Below are 17525 nucleotides of genomic sequence, written 5' to 3'. Positions count from 1 at the left end.
GGACATTGGGCGTAAAATGCCCACAGCTTTAATCTTCGGGAAATCCCCTTGAAAAACACGCTTCTCATTGTAACGCTGCCGCTGGTCCTGGCGGCATGCGCAAGCAAGGCGCCGCAGAAGACCGACATTCCGCCGCTGGCCTCGGAGCAGACCGCTTCGTCGCAGGGCCGGACCAAGAAGGTCGCCCTTTCGCAGGCCGCGCGCGGCAATGCATCCGAGGAAGACAAGCAGGAGGAAAACCTGCCCGCGGCGGAACTCACCGAGGAACTGCTGTTCAAGCTGCTGAGCTCCGAGATCGCGCTGCAGCGCGGCGAATGGCAGTCGGCCTATGTGACGGTGATGAGCGCGGCGCAGCAGACCCGCGACCCGCGCCTGGCCCGGCGCGCGGCGGAGATCGCGCTGGCCGCCAAGCAGGTGGATGAAGCCATGGCCGCGGTGCGCCTCTGGCGTACCATCGCCCCCGAATCCGACGAGGCGGCGCAGTACTACCTGAGCTTCGCCATCCTCGGCGAAAACCTGGCCGAAGCCAGGCCGATACTCGAACAGCGTCTGAAGGAAGCCCGTCCGCAGACCCGCGGCCTGCTGGCCTTCCAGATGCAGCGACTGCTGGCCCGGGCAAAGGACAAGGCGGCCGCCTTCGCGCTGCTGGAAGACGTGCTCGCGCCGTACGGCGATCTGCCGGAAGCGCGGCTCGCGCTGGCGCAGGCCGCGTTCGGCAACGGCGACGCCGAGCGCGCACGCAAGGAAGCCGAGGCGGCCCTGCGTATCAAGCCCGATTCCGAACTCGCCGCGCTGGCGCTGGCCCAGGTCACGCCCGACAAGGAGGCCGCGGTCAAGCGGCTGCAGGATTTCCTGAACCGCTACCCGAATTCGCGCGACGTGCGCCTCGCCCATGCCCGCATGCTGGTCGAGATGAAGGAATACGGCAGGGCCCGGCGCGACTTCGAAGCGCTGCTCAAGAACGACCCGAAGGACGCGACCTCGCTTTACGCACTCGGCGTGCTGGCGGCGCAGACGAATGACCTGAAGGCGGCGGAACGCTACCTGACCGACTATCTCGCCGTGGTGGAAGAAAAGCCGGACGAGGACCGCGATCCCTCGCAGGCCCTGCTGCTGCTGGCGCAGATCGCGGAAGAGCGCAAGGACAGTGCCGCGGTGCTGAAGTGGCTGGAACAGATCGAACCGGGCGAAGCCTATCTGCAGGCGCAGCTCAAGCGCGCCCAGGTCATGGCCAAGCGCGGCGAGCTCGAGGCGGCCCGCAAGCTGCTGCGCGACCTGCCCGCCGAAGGCGAGCGCGAACAGGCCCAGCTGATCATCGCCGAGGGCCAGCTCCTGCGGGACAACAACCAGCTGCCGGCGGCGCTCGAGGTGCTCACGCAGGGTCTCAAGCGCTTCCCGACGAGCACCGACCTGCTGTACGACTACGCGATGCTGGCCGAGAAGAGCAGCCTGTGGGAAGAAATGGAAACCTCGCTGCGCAAGATCATGCAGCTGGCGCCGGAGAACCAGCACGCCTACAACGCGCTCGGCTATTCGCTGGCGGAGCGCAACATCCGCCTCGACGAAGCCTACACCCTCATCGAAAAGGCCCTCAAGCTGGCGCCCGACGATCCCTTCATCCTGGATAGCATGGGCTGGGTGCAGTTCCGGCTCGGCCGCCTGAAGGAAGCGGAGGCGCTGCTGCGGCGCGCCTACGAGCTGCGCCCCGACGTCGAGATCGCGGCGCATCTCGGCGAGGTGCTGTGGGTACGCGGCCAGCGCGACGATGCGCAGAAGCTGTGGCGCGACGCGCAGAACAAGGATCCGCAGAACGACACTCTCAAGAGCACGCTGGCGCGGCTCAACGTCAGGCTATGACGTGGGCTTGCCCGTTGCGGCTGGCGCTCGTGGCGTCCAGCCTGGCGCTGGCTGGCTGCGCGGCCCTGCCCCCGCCCGGCGCGGCGCCGGCCGCCGCCGCCCAGCGCGACTATCATGCGCGGCTGGAGCTTGGTGGCCGGCTGTCGGTGCGCTATCAGGGCACGCAAAAGGAAGAATCGGTGCACGGCAGTTTCGTCTGGGCGCAGGCGCCGGAGCGCACCGGGGTCACGCTGCTGTCCCCGCTCGGCCAGACGGTGGCGGTGATCGAGGCCGGTCCCGCCGGCGCCACCATGGCGCAGCCCGGGCAGCCCATGCGGGTCGCGCCGGATGTCGACACTCTCACCGCCGAGGCGCTCGGCTGGCCGCTGCCCGTGGCCGGCATGCGCGAATGGCTGCAGGGCTTCGCCACCGACAGCGACGGCCGGCGCTTCATTGCCTCGCCGCGCCGGGACCAGGTCCTCACCCATGACGGCTGGCGCATTCACTACGCCGCCTGGTCCGACGAGGGCCGGCCGCGCCGCATCGATCTCTCCCGCAGCACGGAACAGGCGGGCGAGGTATCCATCCGCATCGTAATCGACTCATGGCAAGCGTCCTGAAGAACTGCCCGGCTCCGGCCAAACTCAATCTTTTCCTGCACGTCACCGGGCGCCGGGCCGATGGCTACCATCTGCTGCAGACGGTGTTCCAGTTGCTCGACGTGGGCGACAGCCTGGATTTCAGCCTGCGCGACGACGGCGTGATCCGCCGCGTCACCGAAGTCGAAGGCGTGCCGGAAGACAGCGACCTCGTCGTGCGCGCGGCGCGCCTGCTGCAGCAGGCGGTGCCGGACAAGCGCGGGGCCGGCGCCGACATCGCGGTGCGCAAGCGCCTGCCGATGGGCGGCGGGCTGGGCGGCGGCTCGTCCGACGCGGCCACCACGCTGATCACCCTGAACCACCTGTGGCAGGCCGGGCTCGATCGCGAGCAGTTGATGGCGCTCGGACTGCGCCTCGGCGCCGATGTACCGTTCTTCATCTTCGGCCGCAACGCATTCGCCGAAGGCGTGGGCGAAGCGCTGGCCGAAGTGAGGACGCCTAAATGCTGGTACGTGGTGCTGGAACCCGGGGTGCAAGTGCCCACCGCCGCAATTTTTTCCAGTCCGGAATTGACAAGAGATTCGGAACCCGTCAGAATAACGGACTTTCCTGAAGCGCCCACCCGCTTCGGAAAGAACGATCTTCAAGCAGTGGCTGAAAAGCTTTTTCCGCCGGTGTCCGAGGCCCTCAAATGGCTCAGGCAATACGGGGATGCGAGAATGACCGGTTCGGGCGCCTGTGTTTTTTGCGCATTTGCGCAGGAACGCGACGCCGACGCAGTGGTGCAAGCTGCGCAGTCGACCGGGCACCCGCAATGGAAAGCATGGAAGGCCAGGTCGATCGAGCGCCACCCGCTCTCGCATCTGCTGAAGTCGAAAAGCCAGAATTCGTCTGGCATGCTGTCGCAGGACAGGATGACAGGCAACACGGTTGTGTAGGGGAATCGCCAAGTTGGTTAAGGCACCGGATTTTGATTCCGGCATTCCAAGGTTCGAATCCTTGTTCCCCTGCCATTAAAACAGCAGCAAAAAAGAAAGCCGCCAATGCGAGACAGACCAGTCAAGCTTGGCGGCTTTTCAACTCCAATCTATTGCACTTAGGTGTCCCATGGCGCTTGAAAACCTGATGATCTTCACCGGCAACGCTAACCCGGAGCTGGCAGCAGGAGTCGCCAAGCAGCTGGGCATCCCTCTCGGCAAGGCCGTCGTTTCCAAGTTCTCCGACGGCGAAGTCATGGTCGAGATCAACGAGAACGTCCGCGGCAAGGACGTGTTCGTGCTGCAGTCGACCTGCGCACCGACCAACGACAACCTGATGGAAATCATGCTGATGGTCGACGCGCTCAAGCGCGCTTCCGCCGGCAGGATCACCGCCGCCATCCCCTATTTCGGCTATGCCCGCCAGGACCGCCGTCCGCGTTCCGCGCGCGTGGCGATCTCGGCCAAGGTGGTCGCCAACATGCTGCAGCAGGCCGGTGTCGGCCGCGTCCTGATCATGGACCTGCACGCGGACCAGATCCAGGGCTTCTTCGATATCCCGGTCGACAACATCTATGCGTCGCCGGTCCTGCTGTCGGACCTGATCGCCAAGGATCACGACGACCTGCTGGTGGTGTCGCCGGACGTCGGCGGCGTGGTGCGCGCCCGCGCGCTGGCCAAGCGCCTGAACTGCGATCTCGCGATCATCGACAAGCGCCGCCCCAAGGCCAACGTGTCCGAGGTGATGCACATCATCGGTGAAGTCGAAGGCCGGAACTGCGTGATCATGGATGACATGGTCGACACCGCAGGCACGCTGACCAAGGCTGCCGAAGTGCTCAAGGAGCGCGGCGCCAAGAAGGTGATCGCCTACTGTACGCACCCGGTGCTGTCCGGTCCCGCGATCGAGCGCATCACCACCTCGCCGCTGGACGAACTGGTCGTCACCGACACGATTCCGCTGTCGGCCGCGGCCAGGGCCTGCACCAAAATCCGCCAGCTCACCTGCGCGGACCTGCTGGCAGAGACGATCAAGCGCATCACCAAGGGCGATTCGGTCAGCCTGCTGTTCGCCGACTAAGTTTTCTGCATTCACCTTCACCCCGCCCGCGCGGGGCGAAGGTTTTTCTGGCCCCCTGGTCGCGGGGGGCCTAAACGCAAGGCCTGGCCTTGCCATATTTGGAGCTAAACCATGAAAGTAGTCGCATTTCCGCGCAAAGAGCAGGGGACCGGAGCGAGCCGCCGCCTGCGCAACGCCGGCCAGACCCCGGGCATCATCTACGGTGGCAACACCCCGCCGGTCACCATCGCCCTCGACCACAACGCGCTGTTCCACGCGCTGAAGAAAGAGGCGTTCCACTCCTCGATCCTCGACCTCGAAGTCGATGGCAAGACCGAGAAGGTCCTGCTGCGTGACTTCCAGACCCACGCGTTCAAGCAGCTGGTGCTGCACGTCGATTTCCAGCGCGTCGACGCCAACCAGAAGATCCACGTCAAGGTGCCGCTGCACTTCGTGAACGCCGAAGTTTCGCCCGCCGTGAAGCTGGGCGGCGCGGTGATCAGCCACGTCATCAATGAACTCGACATCTCCTGCCTGCCGGCAGACCTGCCCGAGTTCATCGAAGTCGACCTGTCCAAGGTCGAGGCCGGCGCTTCGGTCCACCTGGCCGACCTCGCGCTGCCCAAGGGCGTGACCGCGGTGAGCCAGGAAAACCTGACCATCGCCACCGCCAGCGTGCCGGCCGGCCAGCAGTCCGCCGACGACGCCGCAGCCGAAGGCGGCGAAGCCAAGTAATTTCGCTTCGCACCCGAAGAACCCCGCCCCTTCCGGCGGGGTTTTTCTTTTCGTGCGCGCGTTGGACGCCACATACCCGATTCCGGGATAATCACCGCTTTCCTCATACAGCGCCCTGCTCCGCCGCCGGGCCTTGCAAGCATGCCCATACGCCTGATCGTCGGTCTCGGCAATCCGGGACCGGATTATGAACACACGCGCCACAACGCCGGCTTCTGGCTGGTCGACCAGCTGGCGCGCGGCGCGCTCGCGCGCGAGTCGCGCTACAACGCGCTGGCCTGCAAGACGCGCATCGCCGGCCAGGAAGTCTGGCTGCTGGAACCGCAGACCTACATGAACCGGTCGGGACAGTCGGTCGGCGCCATCGCCCGCTTCTACAAGATGGCGGCGGACGAGGTGCTGGTCGTGCATGACGAGCTCGACCTGCCGCCGGGCAGCGCCAAGATCAAGCGCGGCGGTTCCTCGGGCGGCCACAACGGTCTCAAGGACATCACCGCGGCGCTCGGCACGCAGGACTACTGGCGCCTGCGCATCGGCATCGGCCATCCCCGCACGCTCAATCTCCAGCAGCCGGTGGTGGACTTCGTGCTGCATCGCCCGCGCAAGGAAGAACAGCCGCTCATCGATGAAGCGATCTCGCGCAGCATCGATGTCATCCCGCTGCTTTGCGAGGGCAAGTTCGAAGCGGCGATGATGCAGCTGCATACGGGCAAATGAAAAACGCCGCGCACGCAATCGATATCCACGCCGGACCGAAGGCGCTCGCCCACATCCGCGAGCACGGTCTGCGCGCCGCCGATATCGCGGTGGTGCCGGGCGCGGCCGGCGGGCCGAAAGGCCTCATCCTGCAGAAGCTCGACCAGTGGCTGTTCGGCAGCTGGCTGCCGTCCGCACCGCGCGAGCGCACGCTGATCGGCGCCTCGATCGGCGCCTGGCGCATGGCGGCCGCCTGCCAGGCGGACCCGGCCGCCGCCTTCGAGCGCCTCGCCGACCTGTACTGCAGCCAGCGCTATCCGCACCGCCCGTCCGCCGAATACGTGACCGAGACCTGCGAGAACGTGCTCGGCGGCCTGATCGACGGATATGAATCCGAGATCGTCAATCATCCCTATCACCGGCTGCAGATCCTGGTCGCGCGCGGGCGCGGCCTGCTCAGGGCGCCGCGCCGCAATCTCATGCTTTCCGCCGGCTTCGGGCTGGCGGTACTCGGCAATCTCGCCGCGCGTTCGCGGCTGGCCGACCATCTCGGCCGCGTCGTCATCGGCGATGCCCGCGACCCGCTGTTCTGGCTGAAGGCGAAATTCGACAACTTCGACACCCGCTTCGCGCCGCTGGGCGCGGACAACCTGCGCCGCGCACTGCTGGCCTCGGGCACGCTGCCCTTCACGATGACGCCGGTGCGCGGCATCGCCCAAGCGCCGGAAGGCACGTACTGGGATGGCGGCCTGATCGATTACCACCTGTCCCTGCCCTACTCCCGCGTGGCCGGCAATCCGGAAGGCGGGCTGGTGCTGTATCCGCATTTCGGCAGCCGCATCGTTCCCGGCTGGCTCGACAAGTCGCTGCCCTGGCGCCGCGCCGGGGCCGGCGCCAACCGCGAATGGCTGGACAACCTGATCCTGGTCTCACCGTCGCGGGCCTTCCTGCAGACCCTGCCGCGCGGGAAGCTGCCCGACCGCAACGATTTCCACTACTACGGACAGAACAATGACTTCCGGGTGCTCAACTGGAGGCTGGCCATCGGCGAAAGCGGCCGTCTGCGCGACGCGCTGGCGGCCTTCGTGGAGAAACCCGACCCGACCCTTGTGCAACCGCTCTGATCCGTCCCGCCGCTTTGGATAAGCCCATGCGGCAGGGTTACAATTGTCGTTTTTCGACGCGGCCCGCGATGCGGGGCCGCGGTCTTGCAAGAATTCTATTGAAAGCACCCCCATGAGTCTCAAATGCGGCATCGTCGGCCTGCCTAACGTCGGCAAATCCACCCTGTTCAACGCGCTGACCAAGGCCGGCATCGCAGCCGAGAACTACCCGTTCTGCACCATCGAGCCCAATGTCGGCATCGTCGAGGTGCCCGATCCTCGCCTGAACGCGCTGGCGGAGATCGTCAGGCCGGAGCGCATCGTGCCGGCGGTGGTGGAATTCGTCGACATCGCCGGCCTGGTGGCCGGCGCGTCCAAGGGCGAAGGCCTGGGCAACCAGTTCCTCGCGCATATCCGCGAGACCGACGCCATCGTCAACGTGGTGCGCTGCTTCGAGGACCCGAACGTGGTGCACGTCGCCGGCAAGGTCAGCCCGCTGGACGACATCGCGGTGATCCAGACCGAACTCGCGCTGGCCGACCTGGCGACCGTCGAGAAGGCCATACAGCGCGAAGGCAAGAAAGCCAAGTCCGGCGACAAGGACGCGCAAAAGCTGGTCGCGCTGCTCGAGCGCATCGTGCCCGAGCTGAACGAGGCACGCCCGGTGCGCGCGCTCGGCCTCGACGCCGAGGAAATGGCGATCATCAAGTCGCTCTGCCTGATCACCGCCAAGCCGGCGATGTATGTCGCCAACGTCGCCGAAAACGGCTTCAGCAACAATCCGCTGCTCGACCAGCTCAGCGCCTATGCGGCCGAACAAAACGCGCCGATCGTCGCCATCTGCGCCGCCATCGAGGCCGAGATCGCCGATCTCGAGGAAGAGGACAAGGGCGCCTTCCTGGCCGACATGGGCATGGAAGAGCCGGGCCTGAACCGCCTGATCCGCGCAGGCTTCAAGCTGCTCGGCCTGCAGACCTACTTCACCGCCGGCGTCAAGGAAGTGCGCGCCTGGACCATCCCGGTCGGCGCCACCGCGCCCCAGGCCGCGGGCGTGATCCACACCGATTTCGAGCGCGGCTTCATCCGCGCCCAGACCATCTCCTTCGACGACTTCATCGCCTGCAAGGGCGAACAGGGGGCCAAGGAAGCCGGCAAGATGCGGGCGGAAGGCAAGGAGTATGTGGTCAAGGACGGAGATGTGCTGAATTTCCTGTTCAACGTCTGATCGCGCCGCCACCGTCCGCAGTGACGAACTGCGGGCAATTCGCGACCAACCATCATAGAAACCGGAATGCCCACCCTCACCCAGCTCAACCTCTACCCGATCAAGTCCTGCGCCGGCATCTCCCTGCGCGAGGCGGTGCTCACCCCGGCCGGCCTGATGAGCGAGCAGATCTACGACCGCGAGTGGATGGTGGTCGATGCCGACGGCAATTTCATGTCGCAACGCCAGCATCCGCGCATGGCGCTGATCGTCCCGCGCATCAAGGCGGATACCCTGGAGCTGCGCGCGCCAGGCATGCTGCGGCTGGAGGTGCCGCTCGGACTGCCGGCGCCGGAGGATGAGCGCACGCTGGAAGTGCGGGTGTGGGACGACGTGGTGAAGGCCTACGACTGCGACGAGACGACCGCGGTCTGGTTCAGCAATTTCCTCGGCACGCCGTGCCGGCTGGTGCGCTTCCACGCGGACGCCAAACGCCTGTCGAGCAGGGAATGGACCGGCGCCGTCGAGGCGCCGAACATGTTCACCGACGGCTTTCCGATGCTGGTGATCTCGGAAGAGTCGCTCGCGGACCTGAATGAAAAGCTGCGTGCGCAGGGCCGGGACGCGCTGCCGATGGACCGCTTCCGCCCCAATCTCGTCGTCGCCGGCGTCGGCGCCTACGAGGAAGACCATGCGGAGGAGATCCGCATCGGAAGCGCGCGCCTGAAGCCGGTCAAGCCCTGCGCCCGCTGCAACATGCCCTCGGTGGACCAGGCCACCGGCGTTCCGGGTCCGGATCCGCTGGACGTGATGCAAAGTTTCCGGACAAATGCTAGAGTCGGCGGCGGCATTGCCTTCGGCATGAATACCATCCTGCTCGAAGGCGAAGGCCAGGTGCTGCGCGTCGGCCAGGAAGTCGACGTCGCCCTCGCCTTCTGACCGGGCGCGCCGGCGACTCGCGCGCTGAACTGACGGAGCCTCGTCCATGGCGCGTGACCTGGTGGCGGAAAATCTGCGTTTGCAAAAGCAGCTCGCACAGCTGCTGGAGCAGGCCGAGCATAACCAGCAGATCCTGCGGCGCCACCAGGCCTTCGACCTGCAGTTCATCTCCGCCGGCAGCCTGCGCGAGCTGCTGGATGCCCTGTTCCATTCCTTTGCCACCGCGGCCGCGCTGGACACCATCACGCTGTCGCTGCTCGATCCGGAATACGAAATCCGTCGCATGCTGGCCGACCTCGGCATCAGCCAGTCGTCATGGCCGCAGCTGCTGTTCCTGGAGGAGGAAGCCGAGTTCGGCGAACTGGCCGGACGCCTGTCGCATCCGTTGCTGGCCGCCTATCGGGAGCAGCTGCACGGGCCGATGTATCCCGAACCGCTGCGCCCGCCCGCCAGCGTCGCCATCGTGCCGCTGCGCCGGCGCGGGCAGCTGATCGGCAGCCTCAACCTCGGCAGCGGCGATCCCCGGCGTTTCATGCCCGGCATGGCCACCGACTTCATCGAGCACCGGGCGTCGATCATCGCGATCTCCCTCGAGAACGTGATCAACGGCGAGCGGCTCAAGCACATCGGTCTGACCGACCCGCTCACCGGCGTCAACAACCGGCGCTATGTGGAACGGCGGCTGATGGAAGAGCTCGGGCGCAGCCGCCGCCACGGCCATGCGCTGTCGTGCATGTATATCGATATCGACCATTTCAAGAAGATCAACGACACGCGCGGACATCAGGCGGGCGACGAAGTCCTGCGCGAAGTGGCGGGCCGCATCAAGGCGGAGCTGCGGCTGTCCGATGCGCTCGGCCGTTTCGGCGGCGAAGAGTTCGTGGTGCTGCTGATCGACGCGGAAATGGTGGACGCGGTGTGCGTCGCGGAGCGCATCCGGCAAAGCGTGGCCGAGCAGCCGGTCCGGCTCGCCAGCGGGGACACGCTGGCCGTGTCGGTGTCGGTCGGGGTTGCCTCACTCGAGACGCTGGAAGCGGCGTCCACGGTCGAGACGGCGGCGCAGGATCTGCTGGCGCGCGCCGACCAGGCGCTGTACAAGGCAAAGGCGGACGGCCGCAACCGGGTGGTGGGCGCCGCCTAGGCGGGCATCAGGCCGCGGCCTTCTGCGCCTGCAGGCGCTCGAACTTGGCCTGCAGTTCTTCCCTGCTCTCGCGCCAGGCGGGATTGAAGGGGATGCACTCGACCGGACAGACCTGCACGCATTGCGGCTCGCTGTAATGGCCGACGCATTCGGTGCACTTTTGCGGGTCGATCTCGTAGATCGTCGGCCCCATCGAAATGGCGTCGTTCGGGCATTCAGGCTCGCAGACGTCGCAATTGATGCATTCGTCGGTGATCATCAGCGCCATGGTGAAACCAGCCTCTCCGGAATTATTGGCCGCCGGCCGCGTGGATGTCCGCCATTTTCTTCTTCAGCCATTTTTCGACCGAGGGGAAGACGAACTTGGACACGTCGCCGCCGAGGGTGGCGATTTCGCGCACGATGGTGCCGGAGATGAACTGGTACTGGTCCGAGGGCGTCAGGAACAGGGTCTCGACGTCGGGCAGCAGGTAGCGGTTCATGCCCGCCATCTGGAATTCATATTCGAAGTCGGACACCGCGCGCAGGCCGCGCACGATGACGCGCGCATCGTTGGCGCGCACGAAATCCTTGAGCAGGCCGGAAAAGCTCATCACCTGCACGTTCGGGTAGTGACCGAGCACTTCGCTCGCGATCGACAGGCGCTCGTCGAGCGAAAAGAAGGGCCGCTTGTTCTTGCTGTCGGCGACGCCGACCACCAGCTTGTCGAACAGACCCGACGCCCGGCGCACCAAATCCTCGTGCCCGCGGGTGAGCGGATCAAATGTTCCCGGATAAACAGCAGTAACCATCGCGGCTCCCAGACCAAATCTGTTCAAATTTCTGAACGCGCATTATGCCTGAATTTGCGCAGGGCTATTGCGGCGCAACAAGTGATACCACACCATGCCGGCCCGGTCGCTGCGCAGCACTTCCCAGTCTTGCAGCCATCCGGCGCCGGAACCGGGTTCCAGCGGCATTTCTGCTTCAGCATATACCATGCCCGCCGGGCTCAGAAGCGACGCGCACAGCGGCAGTATTTTTACCAGCCAGTCCTGGTGATACGGCGGGTCGAGGAAGACGAGATCGAAGCGCTCGCCGCGCGCCTGCATGGCACGTGCGTTGGCCAGCGCGTCGCCTCGCACGATGGCGACGCGGTCCGCCTTCAACTTGGCCTGGTTGGCCTGCAGCTGGCGGATCGCGGGCAGGCTCTGTTCGACCATGGTCACCGATGCCGCGCCGCGGCTGGCCGCTTCGAAGCCGAGCGCGCCGGTGCCGGCGAACAGGTCGAGACAGCGCTGCGACGACCATTGGCCGTCGATCAGATGGTTGATCCAGTTGAAGACGGTCTCCCGCACCCGGTCCGGGGTCGGCCGCAAGCCTTCGGCATCGAGCACCGGCAGCGGGGTGCGCTTCCACTGGCCGCCGATGATGCGGACCTGCCTCGGGCCGGACACGGGGCGCGCCGACTGCGACGACCGGCTTTTCATTGGCCGTTGCCGACGATGACGGTCGACATCTTGTCGAGCGCGATCTTGCGCTGGAAGGCGGCGCGGATGTCGGCCGCCGTCACTTTGGCCACGCGCTCGGTCCAGGTATCGAGATAGTCGAGCGGCAGGCCATAGAAGCCGATGGCCGCCATGTTGTCGAGGATCTTGCGGTTATTGTCGATGCGCAGCGCGAAGCCGCCGATCAGGTTGTCCTTGGCCGCCTTCAGCTCGGCCGGCGTCGGTCCTTCGCGCAGAAAGCCGGCCACGGTTGCGCGCACGATCTTCAGCGCCTCGTCGGCCTGGTCCTTCTGGGTCTGCAGGCCAGCCTGGAACGGCCCCGGCTGGGCCATGGGATTGAAATAGCTGTAGACGCTGTAGGACAGGCCGCGCTTTTCCCGCACCTCATGGGTGAGCCGCGACACGAAACCGCCGCCGCCCAGCGTGTAATTGCCGACCATGAGCGGGAAGTAGTCCGGGTCACCGCGCACGATCGCCGGCACGCCTAGCATGATATGGGCCTGCGACGCCGGGTGAGCGATGCGCTGCTCGCGCGGCGGCGCCAGCTGCACCGGCGGCAGGGCGGGCAGCGCCGCGCCCTGGGGCAGCCGCTGCGTGAGCTGGCGCGCGATGGCATCCGCCTGCGCGCGGCTGATGTCGCCGATGATCGCGATGACGGCACGGTTGGCGACATAGTGAGCCTGGTGGAAGGCGACCAGGTCGTCGCGGGTGATCGCGTCCACCGAGGCGACGGTTTCATGCTGACCATATGGGTGGTCGCCGTACATCAGCCGCCAGAATGCCTTGCTGCCGATCGACTCAGGCTTGGTTTCGTCTTCCCGGATGGCGGCGATCGTGCGGGCCTTGTCGCGCGCGAGCAGATCGGCCGGGAACGACGGCTGGGCCAGGATGCGCGCCAGCAAGGCGACCGAGGCATCGCGCTCGCGGCTGCTCGACAGCGTGCGCAGCGTGGCGCCCGCGCGGTCGGCGCTGGCGCCGCCGCCACGCTGGGCGGCGAGGTCGGCGAAGGCATCGGATATCTGCGCTTCGCTCATTGCCGGCTCCGCGGCGGCGCCGGTCGCCTCGCGCAGCCCGCGCGCGAGCATGGCATTGGTGAGTTCGGCCAGGCCGGACTTGCCGGCGGGGTCGCGCCGCGAACCGGCGTCGAATTCCACGCTGATGTCGAGGATGGGAATCGACCGGTTTTCGACGAACAGGACGCGCGCGCCGTTATCCAGCGTCCAGGACTGGATCTGCAGGGCGGCAAACGCCGGACCGCAGGCAGTGAACGCGAGCGCGAGGGCAAACCAGAAACGCTTGATCATCTTCATTCCTCTTGCAATCAGTGGCGCAGGCCTTTGGGCGGCGGCGGCGCTTTTTTCTCGGACAGCGGCAGCGGGACGAGGGTGGCGACGGTGAGCTTGTCGTCGCCAAAATATTTCCTTGCGACGGCCTGCACCTGTTCGGCCTTCACCGCCCGCAGCTTCTCGATGATGCGGTCGATCAGCTTGTGCGAGATGCCGGACATTTCCATCGTGCCGATTTCCATCGCCTGGCCGAAGATGGAATCGCGCTTGTAGATCTGGCTTGCGACCAGCTGCGTCTTGACCCGTTCCAGCTCGGACTCGGACACGCCCTCGTTGGCGATGCGCTCGACTTCGGCGCGCAGCAGCTTTTCCAGCTGCTCGGTGGTGACGCCGTCGGCCGGCGTGCCGTCGAGCACGAACAGCGAGGGCCCACGGTTGATGTTGGAATAGCCGGCGCCGGCCGACACGGCCACGCGGTCGGTGCGCACCAGGCGCGCGTTGAGCCGCGCGTTGTCATAGCCGTCGAGGATGGCGGCAAGTACGTCGAGCGCATGCGCTTCATCGTCCTTTTCCACGTCGCGCAGGGTCGGCACCTTGAACGCCAGCGCCACATAGGGATTCTCTGCCGGCGCCTTGACGATGACGCGCCGCATGCCCTGCTGCTCGGGCTCGACCTGGGTGCGGGTCATCGGCAGCGGCTTCTTCGGAATCCGGCCGTAATGCTTTTCCGCCAGCGCCAGCACGCGCCTGGCGTCGACGTCGCCGGTCACGACCAGCGTCGCATTGTTCGGCGCGTACCAGCGCTCGTACCAGTGCTTCGTATCTTCCACCGTCATCGTCTGCAGGTCGCTCATCCAGCCCACGATGGGATGGCGATAGGGATGGGCCTGGTACGCGGTCGCATAGAGACTTTCATACAGCAGCGGTATCGGCTGGTCCTCGGTACGCCAGCGCCGCTCCTCCATCACCACCCGGATCTCCCGCGCGAACTCATCCTTGCTGAAGACCAGGTTCGCCATGCGGTCGGCTTCCAGCGCCATCACCTTTTCCAGGTTCGACTTCTCGATCTGCTGAAAATAGGCGGTGTAGTCCTTGCTCGTGAACGCGTTTTCGCGGCCGCCGAGCGCCGCCACGCGCTGGCTGAACTCGCCGGGCTTGAGGGTTCTGGTGCCCTTGAACATCATGTGCTCGAGCACGTGTGCGAGGCCGGTGGTGCCGTTCTGCTCATCCATCGAGCCGGCCCGGTACCACACCATGTGGGCGACGGTTGGCGCCCGGTGATCTTCCTTCACGATCACCTTCATGCCGTTCTTCAAGGTGAATTCCTGGGTGGTCTGCGCATGGGCGCCGGGCAGGAACAGGCAAAGGGCCCATGCTGCCGCCATGAGGGCAATCCGAAATTTCATGGTCTGTGCTCTGATAGAATACGGGGCTGTTTTTGAAGTGCCCTGCGGCGTCTGCCGCGGGGCGCGCAAAAGAAGGTTCCGATTGTATCTTCTTTCCGCCGGCCGCCCTTTGCTCCGGCGGAACCCCTTCCCGCCTGCACAGATGTTTAGTTTCTTCAAGAAAAAACAGAACGACGCGCCGCCAGTGCAGGAGCCCGCGCCCCCGGCCGAGGCGCCTGCGGCCGACACCGGCGCTGCGGACGCGCCCGCAGCCGCGGAGCAGAAATCGTCATGGATTCCGTCCTGGTTCAGGAAAGAGGACGCGCCGGCCGCGGCCGAAGAGACCTCCGCCCCTGCACCCGCACCCGCACCCGCCGGGGATGAGGGCGAACTCGTCGCCGACGTCCAGACGCCGGAGGAAAGGCAGTCGTGGATGCAGCGGCTCAAGGCCGGCCTGTCCAAGACTTCGTCCAACCTGACCACGCTCTTCGTCGGCGCCCGCATCGACGACGACCTGTACGATGAACTCGAGGCGGCGCTGCTGATGTCCGACGCCGGCGTCGAAGCGACCCGCCACCTGCTCGACGCGCTCAGGAAGAAGGTCAAGAGCGAGCGGCTGACCGAGGCCGCCCAGGTCAAGGATGCCTTGCGCACGCTGCTCATCGAGCTGCTGGCGCCGCTGCAGAAGCCCTTCGTGCTCGGCCGCCACCAGCCGCTGGTGATGATGATCGCCGGCGTCAACGGTGCCGGCAAGACCACCACCATCGGCAAGCTGGCCAAGCACCTGCAGGCCCACGGGCAGTCCGTGCTGCTGGCGGCCGGCGACACTTTCCGCGCCGCCGCGCGCGAGCAGCTTGCGATCTGGGGCGAACGCAACAATGTCGCGGTGATCGCGCAGGAATCGGGCGACCCCGCCGCGGTCGCCTTCGACGCGGTGCAGTCCGCCAGGGCGCGCAAGACCGACGTCGTCATGGTCGACACCGCCGGCCGCCTGCCGACCCAGCTGCATCTGATGGAAGAACTGAAGAAAATCCGGCGCGTGATCGGCAAGGGCCTGGAGGGCGCGCCGCACGAAGTGCTGCTCGTCATCGACGGCAATACCGGCCAGAACGCGCTGGCCCAGGTCAAGGCTTTCGACGACGCCCTGCAGCTGACCGGCCTGGTCGTGACCAAGCTCGACGGTACCGCCAAGGGCGGCGTACTGGCCGCCATCGCCAAGACCCACCCGGTGCCGGTCTATTTCATCGGCGTCGGCGAGAAGATCGAAGACCTGCAGCCTTTCAACGCAGAAGAGTTCGTCGACGCCCTGCTCACATGATTGAATTCCACCGGGTCTCCAAGCACTACGCGCGCAACGCCGCCGCCCTGTCCGACATCGACCTGCGCATCGACAAGGGCGAGCTGGTCTTCCTGTCCGGGCCGTCCGGCGCCGGCAAGTCGACGCTGCTGCGCATGATCGCCGCGATGGAGCGGCCGACTTCGGGGACGGTGACGGTCAACGGGCAGGACATCGGCAAGCTCAAGCCGTCCGGCCTGCCCTGGCTGCGGCGCAACCTTGGCCTGATTTTCCAGCCGCACAGCCTGCTCACCGACCGCAGCGTGCTGGCCAATGTCATGCTGCCGCTGATGGTGACCGGCACTCCGCGCGCGGATGCCGAGAAGCGCGCGCGCGCGGCGCTCGACAAGGTCGGCCTGCTCGGCCACGCCGCCAGCGAGCCGCTCGCGCTGTCCGGCGGCGAACAGCAGCGGGTGGCGATCGCGCGCGCCATCGTCAACCGGCCGCAGATCATCCTGGCCGACGAACCCACCGCCAATCTCGACCGCGCCAGCGCCAACCGCGTGATGAGCGCGCTCAAGGCGTTTCACGGCGTCGGCGTGACCTGCCTGATCGCCACCCACGACGAATCCATGCTGCGTGACGCCCCGCGGGTGATCTATCTCGAGCGCGGCAGGCTGGTTGACTTTCCCGCCGAGGAAATGAACGCCGAGGTGACGGCATGAGCGCCTGGCTGCGCCTGCACGGACTGGCCATCGGCGATGCGCTGCGCCATGTGCTGCGTTCGCGCGGCAGCTTCGGGCTGAACGCGATCGTGGTGGCGATCGCGCTTGCCCTGCCGTTCGCCGGCCTGACCATTCTCGAGAACGTGCGCCCGGTGTCGGAGCAGCTCGCGGTGGAGCCGGAGATCAGCATTTTCATGGCCCTGGATGCGAGCCGCGAACAGGCCAGTGCCCTGGCGCCGCGGATACGCAGCCTGTTGCAGGAAAGCGGCGGTGCCGGCCGGCTGGAATTCATTCCGCGCGAACGCGCGCTCACGACGCTCAAGGACAAGACCGGGCTGTCGGAAGCGATCACCGCGCTCGGCGAGAATCCGCTGCCGGACAGCTATGTGCTGAAATTATCCGGCGTGCAGAACTCCGCGGAGGCGGGCAGGGTCGAAGCCATCGCCTCTCGCATCAAGGCGCTGCCCGGCGTCGAATACGTGCAGATCGATTCGGCCTGGGTCAAGCGGCTGGCGGCCCTGCTGCAGGTGCTGCGGCTGGCGCTTCTTTTCCTCGCAGCAACACTTGGAGTGGTCGTCATCGCGGTCGTGTTCAACACGATCCGGTTGCAGGTGATGACCCAGCGCGAGGAAATCGAAGTGTGCCGCCTGGTCGGCGCGACCGACAGCTTCGTCTGCCGGCCGTTCTATTACTCGGGCGCGATGCTGGGGCTGGCCGCCGGCGCCCTGGCGCTGCTGCTGGTGGCACTGGCGCTGCAACCGCTCAACGGCGCCGTCACGGAATTCGCAAGGCTGTATGCGTCCGAATTCCGTCTGGCGCCGCTCGGCGCCGCCACGTCGGCGGTGCTGCTCGCCGCGAGCGCGCTGCTCGGTCTGCTTGGTGCGGCGCTCTGCGTGCGACGGCATCTGGCGCGCCTGGCCTGAGGCGCATCTTGACGCCGCGCATTGCCGCGGCGCCCCGTTCTTCTACAGTAGGCAAAGCATTTTCTTGCCTTAATTTCAATTAGGAAGCGGCTATCGTCCCGGTTGGAAGCCGCGATTAGCACTCTCGCTCATGGAGTGCTAATATACTTTCCA

General features: G+C 66.2%; 18 protein-coding genes and 1 tRNA gene. 14 read left to right on the top strand and 5 right to left on the bottom strand.

The annotated features are described in order from the left end of the window. Positions 1-48: 48 nt before the first annotated feature. The 11 genes from NCCP691_RS04410 to NCCP691_RS04360 all read left to right on the top strand — a co-directional run bounded on the left by NCCP691_RS04410 (position 49) and on the right by NCCP691_RS04360 (position 10290). On the top strand, positions 49-1857 hold the full coding sequence (locus NCCP691_RS04410; RefSeq protein WP_220807037.1) for a tetratricopeptide repeat protein: 1809 nt from the start codon (positions 49-51) through the stop codon (positions 1855-1857). Beyond that, entirely contained in the window at positions 1854-2456 is a 603-nt protein-coding gene (locus NCCP691_RS04405; protein ID WP_220807036.1) for an outer membrane lipoprotein LolB, read from the top strand. Before NCCP691_RS04410 ends, NCCP691_RS04405 begins: the two co-directional genes overlap by 4 nt. Then, complete coding sequence (gene ispE / locus NCCP691_RS04400; protein WP_220807035.1) at positions 2441-3373, top strand: 4-(cytidine 5'-diphospho)-2-C-methyl-D-erythritol kinase; 933 nt, start codon at positions 2441-2443, stop codon at positions 3371-3373. Before NCCP691_RS04405 ends, ispE begins: the two co-directional genes overlap by 16 nt. Next, positions 3372-3448: transfer RNA gene (locus NCCP691_RS04395), tRNA-Gln, on the top strand. The genes ispE and NCCP691_RS04395 overlap by 2 nt, the downstream gene beginning before the upstream one ends. 94 nt (positions 3449-3542) lie before the next feature. Continuing rightward, positions 3543-4493, top strand: a complete 951-nt coding sequence (locus NCCP691_RS04390; RefSeq protein WP_220807034.1) for a ribose-phosphate pyrophosphokinase — start codon at positions 3543-3545, stop codon at positions 4491-4493. Positions 4494-4604: 111 nt separating this feature from the next. After that, positions 4605-5207 (top strand): 50S ribosomal protein L25/general stress protein Ctc, encoded by a 603-nt coding sequence (locus NCCP691_RS04385; protein ID WP_220807033.1) that lies wholly within the window; start codon positions 4605-4607, stop codon positions 5205-5207. Between the two features lie 141 nt (positions 5208-5348). Next, positions 5349-5924 carry an aminoacyl-tRNA hydrolase gene (gene pth, locus NCCP691_RS04380; protein WP_220807032.1) on the top strand — a complete coding sequence of 192 codons (576 nt, stop codon included), beginning with the start codon at positions 5349-5351 and terminating at the stop codon, positions 5922-5924. Continuing rightward, positions 5921-7027, top strand: coding sequence for a patatin-like phospholipase family protein (locus NCCP691_RS04375; protein ID WP_220807031.1), 1107 nt, complete (start codon positions 5921-5923; stop codon positions 7025-7027). The genes pth and NCCP691_RS04375 overlap by 4 nt, the downstream gene beginning before the upstream one ends. Positions 7028-7139: 112 nt before the next feature. Then, positions 7140-8231: a redox-regulated ATPase YchF gene (gene ychF, locus NCCP691_RS04370; protein ID WP_220807030.1), complete on the top strand. Its 1092-nt coding sequence runs from the start codon at positions 7140-7142 to the stop codon at positions 8229-8231. 66 nt (positions 8232-8297) lie between these two features. Beyond that, complete coding sequence (locus tag NCCP691_RS04365; RefSeq protein WP_220807029.1) at positions 8298-9149, top strand: MOSC domain-containing protein; 852 nt, start codon at positions 8298-8300, stop codon at positions 9147-9149. Positions 9150-9195: 46 nt separating this feature from the next. Next, positions 9196-10290 (top strand): GGDEF domain-containing protein, encoded by a 1095-nt coding sequence (locus NCCP691_RS04360; RefSeq protein ID WP_220807028.1) that lies wholly within the window; start codon positions 9196-9198, stop codon positions 10288-10290. A gap of 7 nt (positions 10291-10297) precedes the next feature. Here NCCP691_RS04360 and NCCP691_RS04355 read toward each other — a convergent pair whose 3' ends face one another. From NCCP691_RS04355 to NCCP691_RS04335, 5 genes are read right to left on the bottom strand one after another with little or no spacing between them, the layout of a single operon-like run. Continuing rightward, on the bottom strand, positions 10298-10558 hold the full coding sequence (locus NCCP691_RS04355) for a YfhL family 4Fe-4S dicluster ferredoxin (protein WP_220807027.1): 261 nt from the start codon (positions 10556-10558) through the stop codon (positions 10298-10300). 22 nt (positions 10559-10580) lie between these two features. Further along, positions 10581-11081 (bottom strand): pantetheine-phosphate adenylyltransferase, encoded by a 501-nt coding sequence (gene coaD / locus NCCP691_RS04350; RefSeq protein ID WP_220807026.1) that lies wholly within the window; start codon positions 11079-11081, stop codon positions 10581-10583. A gap of 42 nt (positions 11082-11123) precedes the next feature. Beyond that, complete coding sequence (gene rsmD / locus NCCP691_RS04345; RefSeq protein ID WP_220807025.1) at positions 11124-11759, bottom strand: 16S rRNA (guanine(966)-N(2))-methyltransferase RsmD; 636 nt, start codon at positions 11757-11759, stop codon at positions 11124-11126. Next, a complete protein-coding gene (locus tag NCCP691_RS04340; protein ID WP_238482310.1) occupies positions 11756-13081 on the bottom strand; it encodes a M16 family metallopeptidase in 1326 nt (441 codons plus the stop codon). The genes rsmD and NCCP691_RS04340 overlap by 4 nt, the downstream gene beginning before the upstream one ends. 17 nt (positions 13082-13098) lie before the next feature. Further along, positions 13099-14469 carry a M16 family metallopeptidase gene (locus tag NCCP691_RS04335; RefSeq protein ID WP_220807023.1) on the bottom strand — a complete coding sequence of 457 codons (1371 nt, stop codon included), beginning with the start codon at positions 14467-14469 and terminating at the stop codon, positions 13099-13101. A 142-nt stretch (positions 14470-14611) separates the two neighbouring features. Here NCCP691_RS04335 and ftsY point away from each other — a divergent pair, with 142 nt between their 5' ends. From ftsY to ftsX, 3 genes are read left to right on the top strand one after another with little or no spacing between them, the layout of a single operon-like run. After that, entirely contained in the window at positions 14612-15766 is a 1155-nt protein-coding gene (gene ftsY / locus NCCP691_RS04330) for a signal recognition particle-docking protein FtsY (RefSeq protein WP_220807022.1), read from the top strand. Next, positions 15763-16449, top strand: a complete 687-nt coding sequence (locus tag NCCP691_RS04325; protein WP_220807021.1) for a cell division ATP-binding protein FtsE — start codon at positions 15763-15765, stop codon at positions 16447-16449. Before ftsY ends, NCCP691_RS04325 begins: the two co-directional genes overlap by 4 nt. Further along, positions 16446-17372: a permease-like cell division protein FtsX gene (gene ftsX / locus NCCP691_RS04320; protein ID WP_220807020.1), complete on the top strand. Its 927-nt coding sequence runs from the start codon at positions 16446-16448 to the stop codon at positions 17370-17372. The genes NCCP691_RS04325 and ftsX overlap by 4 nt, the downstream gene beginning before the upstream one ends. The last annotated feature ends 153 nt before the right edge of the window (positions 17373-17525 follow it).

Source organism: Noviherbaspirillum aridicola, assembly GCF_019656455.1.
Classification (GTDB): Bacteria; Pseudomonadota; Gammaproteobacteria; order Burkholderiales; family Burkholderiaceae_D; genus Noviherbaspirillum; species Noviherbaspirillum aridicola.
This window is presented reverse-complemented; position numbering and strand designations above follow the sequence as displayed.